The 12,078-nt window shown below is 38.4% G+C and carries 9 protein-coding genes; all 9 read left to right on the forward strand.

The features are described 5' to 3' along the window. Positions 1–2: 2 nt before the first annotated feature. The 9 genes from HWV59_RS21670 (at position 3) to HWV59_RS21710 (ending at position 12,056) form a co-directional block, all read left to right on the forward strand. The gene (locus tag HWV59_RS21670; protein ID WP_175640231.1) at positions 3–1,499 is read left to right on the forward strand and encodes a glycoside hydrolase family 32 protein; all 1,497 of its coding nucleotides are present in this window, start codon (positions 3–5) and stop codon (positions 1,497–1,499) included. A gap of 400 nt (positions 1,500–1,899) precedes the next feature. Beyond that, positions 1,900–2,487 carry a DUF5317 domain-containing protein gene (locus HWV59_RS21675; RefSeq protein WP_175640232.1) on the forward strand — a complete coding sequence of 196 codons (588 nt, stop codon included), beginning with the start codon at positions 1,900–1,902 and terminating at the stop codon, positions 2,485–2,487. 330 nt (positions 2,488–2,817) lie between these two features. Next, positions 2,818–4,614, forward strand: coding sequence for a bifunctional diguanylate cyclase/phosphohydrolase (locus tag HWV59_RS21680; protein WP_175640233.1), 1,797 nt, complete (start codon positions 2,818–2,820; stop codon positions 4,612–4,614). Positions 4,615–4,770: 156 nt separating this feature from the next. Beyond that, positions 4,771–5,544: a transposase gene (locus HWV59_RS21685; protein ID WP_268921788.1), complete on the forward strand. Its 774-nt coding sequence runs from the start codon at positions 4,771–4,773 to the stop codon at positions 5,542–5,544. Between the two features lie 25 nt (positions 5,545–5,569). Continuing rightward, entirely contained in the window at positions 5,570–7,069 is a 1,500-nt protein-coding gene (locus HWV59_RS21690) for a YifB family Mg chelatase-like AAA ATPase (protein ID WP_175640234.1), read from the forward strand. A 123-nt stretch (positions 7,070–7,192) separates the two neighbouring features. Continuing rightward, complete coding sequence (locus HWV59_RS21695; RefSeq protein WP_175640235.1) at positions 7,193–7,957, forward strand: tyrosine-protein phosphatase; 765 nt, start codon at positions 7,193–7,195, stop codon at positions 7,955–7,957. Positions 7,958–8,155: 198 nt separating this feature from the next. Next, positions 8,156–9,175, forward strand: coding sequence for an ABC transporter substrate-binding protein (locus HWV59_RS21700; RefSeq protein ID WP_175640236.1), 1,020 nt, complete (start codon positions 8,156–8,158; stop codon positions 9,173–9,175). A 96-nt stretch (positions 9,176–9,271) separates the two neighbouring features. Further along, positions 9,272–10,990: an ABC transporter permease gene (locus HWV59_RS21705; protein WP_175640237.1), complete on the forward strand. Its 1,719-nt coding sequence runs from the start codon at positions 9,272–9,274 to the stop codon at positions 10,988–10,990. Continuing rightward, positions 10,974–12,056 (forward strand): ABC transporter ATP-binding protein, encoded by a 1,083-nt coding sequence (locus HWV59_RS21710; protein WP_175640238.1) that lies wholly within the window; start codon positions 10,974–10,976, stop codon positions 12,054–12,056. The genes HWV59_RS21705 and HWV59_RS21710 overlap by 17 nt, the downstream gene beginning before the upstream one ends. Positions 12,057–12,078: the final 22 nt, after the last annotated feature.

Raw genomic sequence — 12,078 nt, forward strand, 5'->3', positions numbered from 1 at the left:
AAATGAATCGACTACAAAAAGCAAACGATTATATCAGAGAAAATAAACATAAAGTACAAAGCCGGCCACACTATCATTTTTCACCTGAAATCGGGTGGATGAATGATCCGAATGGGTTTGTCTATTATCAAGGGAAATATCATTTGTTTTATCAATATTATCCTTATGACATTACATGGAATGACATGCACTGGGGCCATGCAACAACTGAGAATTTCATCGATTGGGAGCATCACCCTGTTGCGTTGGCAAATGACAAAGCATATGACGCGAATGGTTGCTTTTCAGGAAGTGCCATTGAAAAGGATGGGAAGCTGTACTTAATGTACACAGGTCATATTGATCCGAATATGGGATTTGACCGAGATGAACAGGAGATTGCGGAACGGCAATGTGTTGCGATATCTGAAGATGGTGTTCATTTTGAAAAATATCAGTTGAATCCTGTGATTGGTGAAAAAGAATTACCTGAGGGGTACATGATTTGTGACTTTAGAGATCCGAAGGTCATAGAAGTGGATGGAGTTTATTATTGTGTGTTATCGGTAAGGAACAGTAAGAGACGTGGCGAAATTATTATGTTTAAATCAGATGATCTATTAGAGTGGACCTTTCATTCCTCGATTTATCAATCAGCCTTTGATGATAATACTCTTTTAGAGTGTCCGGATTTGTTCAGAATTGATGAGAAAGATATTCTATTATTTTCAGAAATGCCTTGTGACCCTGAATTTGCAGGAGAAATACAAAATAAAACAGCCTATGTCATTGGTAAGATGGATTTTGAAAAAGGGATTTTTAAGGAGGAAACTAAAGGATTGCTAGACTATGGCCAAACCTTTTATGCACCACAATCCACAAAGGGCAAAGATGGGGAACGATTACTCATCGGCTGGATGCACCGCTGGCATGAAACAGCACCGCCAAAGGAATACGGCTTTAACGGAATGATGTCATTGCCGCGTGTGCTTGATATAAAGAACGGTCAGCTCATACAGCAGCCATTTATTGATACTGAAAGTTACTTCCTTTCCAAGGTTACCTATGGGCATGTTCAACTAGGTGATGGGGAAGAGTTGGAAATTGAAGGGAAATCAACAGGCTATCTGCAAGTAAAGATACCTAAACACAGCGGCAAATTCGCGATCAACCTTAACAAAAGCGAAACAAAATCAACCACTGTTGAAATAAACGTAGAAAATAATACACTATCTCTAACATCTGATTACGGAAATCAAGAATTAATCAAAGTGGAGGATCTATCAGCAACCTCTCAACAAGAAATCATGCTCGAATTCTACCTCGACCTCCACTCAATCGAACTATACATCAACTCAGGACAAAAAGTCCTCAGCTTCACAGCCTACGACGCAGACAAAGGAACGGATATCGTATTTGGTGGGCCAGCGGTCGGTCCTGGTGGTCCGGGGGTCGGCCCTGGTGGTCCAGGGGGACAGGTTCCTCGTCCCGCTTCGTTTCATTTAGTGTACCGGGATTGAGAGTGAAGCACCTTTATCCTATGCTCAGGAATACTTGTTTTAGAAGAAGAACGTTCTGGAATTCAACGAACCGTCGAGAGCTTTCGTTCGAGTTATATTATCTGAATAATTTATACTAGCAATCGCCTGCCCAGGGACGTTCAGAGAGAGGAGTGTTTTCACACTTCTCTTTTTTTTTTACATAAATACCCTAAAGTAAATCCTCTAAATTCCTACCATTTATTATAATAGGTACATTTAATAGTGCGAGAGGGACACCGAACCCTATGTCCCTGATAGGTATAAAGGCTCAAAAAACAATTAGATACTAGTGTATTGTAAATGAGATAGATTATAATAATTGTAGATTATTAGAAGATTCTGTCAAAAGTTTTCATATTTTGAAAGTCGGTGAAGATACATGGTGTATGATGGCTTGCTTCTTGCCATTTTAATAGGGTTTATTCGTGGTGGCAGTTTAAAAAGGTTTGGGGAGATTACATTTAAAATGGGGTGGGTGTTCCCGGCGCTGCTTCTGTTTCAATTTTTTATCTTCTATTTTCAAAATAAAATTGAATGGATTGGGGAAATCAGCCATTTTTCATTTATGGGTGTCTATGTAATTGGGCTTATCTTTTTATGGATTAATCGTTTTCATGCCCATTTCAAATTCATTTTTGTTGGTGTACTGCTTAACTTCATTGTGATGGCAGTGAATGGGGGAAGAATGCCTGTTTCGGAAGAGGCTGCTCTTTTATTGGATCCATACTATTTAGATACGTTAAAAAACAGCTTGTATGCAAAACACACGCTTGCAACTGATTCAACCATTTTTGCCTTTTTAGGAGACATTATTCCTCTAAGACCGCCATATCCGAGGGAACAGGTTATTAGTATAGGTGATGTGGTGATGAATATCGGCGGATTCCTTGCAATTCAAGCGATTATGCTAGACAACAAAGAAAATGAAAGTCCATTAAATGGAACTTCGAAGGAGGTGAAAATATAATGAAAAATAAAAAGAAAAATGCTATTCTAAACATACTTATTATTGCTTCTGCTATTATTGCTTTAACATCAGGGTGGAAGTTAGGATAATCAGAAGAAAGAGGGACTATTTTCCCTCTCAGTTTGTAGACAAAGTAAAAATCGCTAGCCCTTCAGACTGATTGCTAACGCTTGCTTTCGAGGCACGAAGCCTTGTGAGGAGCGGAGTTACCAGGGTTGGTAATGAGCACCGCAGCAAGGTGAGTAACGAAGAAAGCGAGCGTTTGTCAACAGTCTGAGAGGGAATGTATTTCCCTCTTTCTTAATTTGTAAGTTGTGAGAGTGATAAAAAATGGTACGTAATCGTCAAAATATATATATGGTCTTCATCTGTGTATTGAGCTTGTTTCTCCTGTTTTTGCATTTTCCTTTTCAAGTTGGGGAATTATCAAATTGGGTCTTAATCTATACATTCATTGGAGCTATTCTTCTCTTAAATCATTTCAGTGTTATTCTCCCGTCAGGAAATTTTCTGTCAATGGATTCTGCGCTTTATTTGGCTTGTATCTTCTTATATGGAATAAATGTTCCACTTCTTGCGTTAATCTTAAGTAGTTTTGTCTTTTTCTTTATTCGCTTTAAAATGGAATGGTGGAAACATCTGTTTAATTTTTCAAACTACTCCATTATGATTGTTTCAACATATTACATGTTCATCGCAAGTGGTGGAAAGGTAGGAAACATAGACGTTACAAATCTCTGGCCTTATACGATTTCGTTAACTGTTTATTTTCTCTTAAACCTTGTCCTAATGTGGCTTTACTTATTTCTTGCAAGCAAGCTGTCTATCCGAAATGTTTTTCAAAAACTCACTAAAAAAGATGATGTAAAAGAAGCATTCTTAAGTTATTTATGCACATTGGTCCTCTCACTAGTTATGACAATTGTGATACATGAGCAACCAATATTCGGTATCTTCTTATTCATCTCATTATCGATCACATTATCGCTAGCCTTTTCCAAAGTGTTTTCCTTATATAAACACGAAGAAACAAGGGCACAAAAAGACTTTTTAACGGGTCTTAATAACCATGGCTATTTTAAACAAACGCTTGATGAATTCATTAAAAGAAGTGAATATGAGGATCCCTTCTCTATTGTCCTACTAGACTTAGATGATTTTAAAAAATATAACGATTTTAATGGACATGTTCAAGGGGACGAGCTGTTAACATTTTTTGGGGGCTTTATATCTGAGAAAATAAAGGACCACACCTTTATTGCTGCTCGTTACGGTGGGGAAGAATTCGCCATTATCATGCCTGAAACAACACAGGAACAAGCGAAAATGTTTATGGACAAAATCCGTAAAGAATATAATGAAACACCGTTTAAGGGAGTTGAGATTCTTCCATTAGGTTGTCTATCCTTCTCTGCTGGAATAACAGAGTATGAAAAAGGAACATACGGTGCTTCGGAGTTATTGGCTAGAGCAGATAAGGCTCTTTATTATGCAAAGGCTGAAGGGAAGAATAACTGTCAAATTTATAAAGAAGGTCGTTTTCATCATAAAGGACATCAAATTAAAGAAGAAATTGACGGTCTTGAGCAGCAGCTGCAGATCTTTTTATCAAAGGATATTTACACATATCAGCACAGCAAAAGAGTATTTAGATACGCTGTCGACATTAGTGATCAACTTGATCTAAGTGAAGAGGAGAAAAGAAGGTTAATTCTTGGAGCGCTTATCCATGATATCGGCAAAATTGAAATTCCGCGTGATATCATTAACAAAAAAGGAAAACTGCAAGTGCACGAATGGGAAATGATGAAAAAGCACGTCACGTACGGAAAGGAAATTCTCAGCTCTGTGAAAAAATACGATGACCTTCTTCCGCTAGTTGAGCTTCATCACGAACGCTACGACGGAAAAGGCTATCCATACGGACTCAAAGGAGAAAACATTCCTAAACTCGCTCGCATTCTCTGCATCATCGACTCCTTCGATGCCATGACAACCGAGCGACCATACCAAAAAACCAAAACCTTCACAGAAGCCATCGAAGAACTACGCAAATGCTCTGGTCAACAATTTGACCCGGTGTTTGTTGAGCCGTTTATTAAGATGGTGGAACATGGGGACAGGTAACCTGTCCCTATTTCATTTTTATTCAAATTTCTTGAAGGACTTTAATTAATAAAGTAGAATTATGTTGTTGAATGCTTCACCCTCATTTAACCTCTCACTATCCCGAATACTACCAACCTCTGTTTTCATTCACTTTTACCCGGAAATTTAAAAAGCGTGGTGATCCCTATCCCAAGAGCGGCAAGAAAAAAGAGTCCCAACGGCATATACCATATTATGCTTAGAGGTATCAATCGACAAACAATTTTTGAAGATGACCAGGACAGGACGAAGTTTTTAGAAGTACTAAAAAAGTATAAGGAAATGAGCTATTTTCAGCTCTACAGTTATTGTTTAATGGACAACCATATTCATTTATTAATGAAGGAATCTGAGAATATTTCAAATGTAGTAAAGCGAATCAGCTCAAGCTATGTTTACTGGTACAATTTGAAATATGAACGCTGTGGTCATTTGTTTCAGGAACGCTTTAAAAGCGAAAATATTGATAGTATACGATATTTTTTAACAGTTCTCCGTTATATCCACCAAAACCCCTTAAAAGCTGGTATATCTACTAGTATCTATGATTGTGAATGGACGAGTGTCCATGAGTACCTGGGAAAGGCCACACTTGTTGATGCAGATTACCCACTTCGATTTTTCTCTTCAGATCAAAAGCAAGCCCTTATTCTATTTAAAGATTTTATGGAAAAACCAAATGATGATCAATGCTTGGAAGATATCGTAAAGGTACGATTAACAGATGATGAGGTGAAAAAGTACCTTTTAGAATTAGGTGTATCAAATGTAAGTGGTTTACAACACGTGGAAAAACAGGTGAGAGACAACATCCTTTTCGAGCTGAAAGAAACATATGGGGTTAGTTTAAGACAAATTGCAAGAGTTACAGGCATTTCCAAGAGTGTGATACAGCGTGCTGGGAAATGAGATTTCAGGAGGTGACCTTGGTTCTATGATCACAAAGATAATGAGTATAGGATTAAAGGGATTGGAGGGATATTGTGTACAAGTTGAAGTTCAAGCTGTTGATATGGGAGAGGGCTTTACTATCGTAGGCTTACCCGATGCTTCTATTAAAGAGTCCAAAGAACGTGTAAAAGCTACACTTTACTCCCAAGGGTGTCCGTTAATTGGGAAAAGAATTGTTGTAAACCTATCGCCATCTGAGCAAAAAAAGAATGGTCCCTTATTTGATTTGCCGATTGCAATAGGTATTCTGAAAAGCTTGAGGATGATTGGAGAAAGCATTCCAAATTCAACTGGGTTTATAGGGGCATTATCTTTAGATGGTTCAATTCTCCCTTTTGAGGGGATGCTTGCTGCTGCATTAGCTGCAAAAAAAATTGGCTTTAACCGGTTATACATGCCGTTTAATCCTGATTTACCGGAAATCATCATTAATGAAGTTGAAATTATATTTGTTTCGTCCTTACGGGATGTTCTTCAACATTTGTCAGGAAAGACTGTACCTGAACTTTATTTGGCAAAAAAATTAACAGAGGAAATTTATTATGAAAAGGATTTTCAACAAATTATTGGCCATTCAGTTGCTAAGCGTGCTTTAGAAATTGCAGCAGCTGGTGAGCATCATGTGTTTATGATCGGTCCACCAGGTTGTGGAAAAAGTATGCTGGCAGAGGCATTCCCTTCTATCCTACCACCATTATCCTATGAAGAAAAGCTTGAAAAAATCAGCTTGTACCAACTTGCAGGAATGGACTACGAAGTTATCCATCAACCCCCTTTTAGAGCTCCTCATCATTCAGCTTCAACTATTTCCATTATTGGAGGTGGACAACATCCAAAGCCTGGAGAAATTTCATTAGCTCACAGGGGTGTTCTGTTTTTAGATGAAATGGCGGAGTTCTCTAAAAAGACCCTTGATATGTTAAGACAGCCAATTGAGACGGGAAAGATTACGATCAGTCGGGTTCGTTCAATCGTCACTTATCCGTCTTCATTTTTATTAATTGGTGCGATGAACCCTTGTCCCTGCGGTTACTTAGGATCTGAATCTTATTACTGTACATGCACTAGGAGGCAAATTCAATCCTACAAAAATCGTATTTCAGGTCCAATCCGTGATCGATTTGATATCTCGCTTATATTGCAAAGAGTAAACTTAGTGAACAGTGATGAATTGCAAAAAGAATCTTCTGCTGAGATCAGACAAAGGGTTGATAAAGCCCGCGATTTTCAATATAAGCGATATGGATATGAAATGTGTAACGGAAAAGCAACTTATGAATTGTTGCTTAATAAGGGAGGATTCCAGGATAATGTTATATCTCTTCTCCAAAAAACAGCAATGCAACAGAACTGGAGCAACCGTGTACAATTGAAGATTCTCCGTTTAGCTAGAACGATTTCAGACTTGGATGGTGAAGTTTATGTGACAGATGACGCATTAAGGGAAGCGATGTTGTTATGTGGGGAGCAGAAAAGTGTTTAGTAGTAGGTTTGAGGAAGGAAAGTAAGTCAGAGGGACAAGGAACCTGTCCCTCTGACCCTGTTTTTGGATATAGACTTCTAGGTTTGGTTGTATGATAATAGGGATAGAAAGGTAGGGAATGACATGATAGATATCCATTGCCATGTTCTCGACGGAATTGATGATGGTGCACAGGATCTTGATGCTTCAATGAATATGATTAAGCATGCTGTGAATGAGGGAATCACGAAGATCATCGCAACACCGCATCATAAAAATGGAAAATATGATAATATCGCTTCGTCTATTAAAGATAAAGTCATAGAGTTAAACCAGAAGATTAAGGAACAAAATCTTCCTATAGAGATATTACCTGGCCAGGAGCCGCGGATTTACGGAGATCTTTTAGAGGATTATGAAAAAGGCGAGATTCTAACTCTTAATCACTCAAAATATGTTTTTATCGAATTTCCGTCTAATCACGTTCCTAGATATACAAAGAAGCTATTATTCGATATTCAGCTAGCAGGACTTTCTCCGATTATCGTTCACCCTGAACGGAATTCAGAGATTATCGAGAATCCTTCCATTTTATATAAGCTGGTTGAACAAGGTGCGGCAACACAAGTAACTGCTTCCAGTGTCACAGGACATTTCGGGAAAAAAATTAAAAAGTTTTCTCTCCAATTAATTGAATCAAGTCAGGCACATTTTATCGCATCAGATGCACATAATCTATCAGGAAGGTCCTTCAGATTGCGTGAAGCTTATGATGAGATCGGAAAAGAATTTGGACGTGACTTCGTCTATATGTTTCAGGAAAATGCCGAGCTTGTTGTTGAAGGAAATACAATTTATCGACAACCACCTCAAGAAATTCGACGTAAGAAGTTTTTGGGGATCTTTTAAAGAACATGGGTGGAAATATACCATGTTCTTTTTTTGTGCAATCTTTCCCTCGTAGTAAACCTCTAAAATAAAATCTTCACGTAACATCTTCACCAATTCTTTACATAAAATTTTCAGAAAATTAATCTTGCGTATATTGTCGCTTAATATCGAACTATTAAACTTAAAATAATAGCTTAAGCGAGGGGGAATTTTAACATGAAAATAGTAAAAGGCGGATTTCTATTAAGTCTAGTATCTCTAGCACTAGTTGGTTGCGGAAGTGATGAAAGCAGTACAAATAATGGCAGTGCAGCTGGAATCCAAGGAGATTTATCATTCTACACATCACAGCCTGATGAGGATGCTCAAAAATTAGTAGATGCATTTAAGGAAAAGTATCCTGACGTAAATGTGCAAACGTATCGATCAGGGACAGAAGAGGTTATTAGTAAAATTAAAGCGGAACAGAAAGCGGGAGATGTTCAAGCAGATGTTTTACTCGTTGCTGACTCTGTTACATTTGAAGATTTGAAGGAAGAGGATTTATTACTTGAATATAAATCAGAGGAGCTCAGTGAAATACCATCTAATTTAGTTGATCCTGATGGCATGTATGCCGGAACAAAAGTGATGGCAACAGCCTTAGTAGCAAACACAGCGAATGTAGAAGAAATGCCTGACTCATGGAATGTGCTGACAGATGAAAATGCGAAAGGGCAAGCAATCATGCCAAGCCCATTTTATTCAGGTGCTGCAGCCTATAATTTAGGTGTATTTACACGAACTGATGCGTTTGGCTGGGATTATTTTAAGAGTTTAAAAGAAAATGAAATGACTGTGACAAAAGGTAATGGAGCTGTTCTTCAAGCTGTTGCTGATGGGGAAAAATCATATGGAATGGTTGTCGACTTCATCGTAGCTCGTGCAAAAGCAGAAGGGTCTCCGGTTGAACTCATATATCCGAAAGAAGGGGTACCGGTGATCACTGAACCAATCGGTATTATGAAGGATCCTGAAAATGAAGCAGCTGCAAAAGCGTTTGTTGATTTTGTTTTATCTGAAGAAGGTCAGGAATTAGCGGCAGAAATAGGCTACACACCAATTCGTAAAGGTGTTGAAGCTCCTGAAGGCTTACAAACGATTGACGAAATGAACGTGATCGATGCAGATATTAGTGAGCTTTATCAAGCAAAAGAAGATGATAAAAAGGAATTCGAGACGATTTTTGGACAATAAAAAAGTTTAAAATCTATGAGGCTACTCAACTGCTTACGCTTGAGCTAGCCTTGTTCCTTTACAAAGGTCATTTTCATCTAAGGGGAGAAATCACTAATGTTGCAAGGTGTTGCAAGTCGTATTCAAAACCAAAATAAATGGTGGTTTTTGATTGGTGTCTTATTCGTCGTCATCTTTTTTGTTGTGCCTATATGCAGGCTGGTCTATTTAAGTTTTACATCTGAAAGTGGTGTAACCTTAAGTAACTATACATCTGTTCTTCAAGATCGTTCAACCTGGAAAACGATTGAAAATACGTTATATGTTGTTGTCGGTTCGTCGATTATCGCAATCGTCTTGGGGATTGTTGCAGCCTGGGTTGTGGCGTACTCGAATATCAGGCAAAAAAAACTGATTCAATTATTTATTTTTTTACCCTTTATTATTCCGTCCTACATCACGACATTAGCGTGGACTCAGTTCATGAGCAAAAATGGATTTTTCGCTAATCTATTAAGTTTGCTGCCGGGGTCAGTGGAGCCAATGGATATGTATAGCTTACAAGGAATCATTATTGTTATGGGATTATCACATTATCCACTTGTTTATTTATTAACGGTAGGTGTTCTGAGGAAAATTCCCCGTGATCTTGAATATGCGGCAAGGATTTCAGGATCAAGCAAGTGGCAGTCTTTCAGAAAAATCACCCTTCCCCTTGCATTACCCGGTATTGCAAGTGGAGGGTTTCTGGCCTTTATTGCAAGCTTAGATAATTTTGGCATTCCTGCGTTTCTTGGAATACCAGGTAATATAAGAGTGCTTAGCACATATATCTATGAGCAAATCGTAGGGCTGGGGCCAAATGCATTTGAAAGAGCAGCAACTTTATCTGTCATTTTAGGAATCATGGCATTAACAGGTACATTTATTCAGTGGCTGCTGTTGAAGAAGTCAAAAAATATTGAAACCGACGTTGAGGATAAAGAACCGAGATTTCACTTTTCTAAAGGAAAGCGCCTTACGATTGAACTGCTTTTATGGAGCTTTTTGTTGCTAACAACAATGGTACCGCTTATTTCAATGCTTTCTGCATCATTGATTAAAGCGTATGGTTTGCCGTTTGCACCGGAAAATATTAGTTTGAAAAACTATCAATTTGTGTTGCTTGAAAATCAAAAAGCGATCACTTCCTTGAAGAACAGTGCTAATTTAGCCTTCATTACTACTGTCTTTTGCTTGGTCATAGGGACGGGGATTGCTTATGTTCGAACAAAAAAACCTTCTTTTATAACAAGAGGGTTAGAGATGATCATTGGAATTCCTTATGCATTACCTGGTACTGTTTTAGCTTTAGCGATGATTTTTGCGTGGATGGAACCGATTCCTGGCTGGAATCCCGGGATATACGGAACAATTACGATTCTATTAATCGCCTATGTGACCCGTTTTTTAATTTTACAGGTCAGGGGAAGCATTACAGCGTTTATGCAGGTGGATCCTTCGATTGAGGAAGCGGCCAGGGTGAGCGGTTCTAATGGATTTTATAAGTGGAAGCAAATTCTGCTGCCATTGATTATCCCAGGTGTCATCAGCGGTGCGTTACTCGTCTTTTTAACGGCGCTAACAGAGCTAACCGTTTCCTCACTCCTATGGTCTAGTGGAACGGAAACGATTGGACTTGTTATTTTCAATTTTGAACAAGCAGGCTATTCAACTTATTCGACAGCCTTCTCAAGTATCGTTGTTTTATTCATTTTGCTAGCCTTTATAGTGTTAGCGATTTTGCAAAAGCTATGGGATAGGAGGGTGTTGCATCATCATGAGCACTCAAATTAAAAATGTAGAAAAAAGCTTCGGTTCGTTTAAAGCCTTGCATCAAATCAACCTTGAAATAAAAAACGGAGAATTTGTGGCGATTCTTGGTCCATCAGGCTGTGGGAAAACAACTTTACTTCGATTACTAGCTGGTTTTGATTCTCCAACAGCAGGGGAAGTTTTAATGAAAAATGAAGTCATTGCTGATGCAACATTTTTCCTGCCTCCTGAAAAGCGTAATATTGGAATGGTGTTTCAATCTTTTGCCTTATGGCCGCATATGAATGTAAGGGATCATATTCGTTTTCCTTTAAAGCATCATCAATTCTTAAGTGAAGATCTAAAAAAGAGCATGGATCATAGAGTGGACGAAGTGTTAAAAATGGTCGATATGCATCATCTTGGAGAAAGAATGCCAAGCGAGCTTTCAGGAGGGCAAAAACAAAGGGTTGCTCTGGCACGTGCGATTGCTCCTAAACCTGCTTTATTGTTAATGGACGAGCCGCTCAGCAGCTTAGATGCTGAGTTGCGCATGTCAATGCGGAGGGAAATTCAGCAACTGCACCATGTAACAAAGGCTTCGATTGTTTATGTTACTCATGATCAAGGTGAAGCCCTGGCAATGGCGGATAAAATTGTGGTGATGAATAAAGGACATATAGAACAAGTGGGCACTCCTAAGGAAATTTACAGCTCGCCAACATCACCATTTGTTGCTTCCTTTGTGGGAAAAGCCAATATAATCCAAGGTAAATGGGAAGGTACAGCATTTTATCCCCTTCATCAGCAGTCAATAAAATGGGATGGAACTTCGGTCACACCAGAATTAAGAGGAAGAAACATATTTCCGGCTCGTCCTGAACAACTATCAATCTCATTTAGTGATGATGGTGTAAGAGGGATCATCAAAAATATACAATATCAAGGTAAAGAGATTCACTACACGGTTGCGATAGAAAATGAGCAGTGGGTGATCCATCAGGATATTTTTGCGACGTTTTCCATCGGTGATGAAGTATCCGTTACATTAAAGGACCTGCAATATAGAGAAAATAAAGAGGAGAGAAAAAAACTTAATTATGTATAAAAAAACACGACTGACTCAAAAA

It is taken from the genome of Metabacillus schmidteae (assembly GCF_903166545.1).
GTDB classification, from domain to species: domain Bacteria; phylum Bacillota; class Bacilli; order Bacillales; family Bacillaceae; genus Metabacillus; species Metabacillus schmidteae.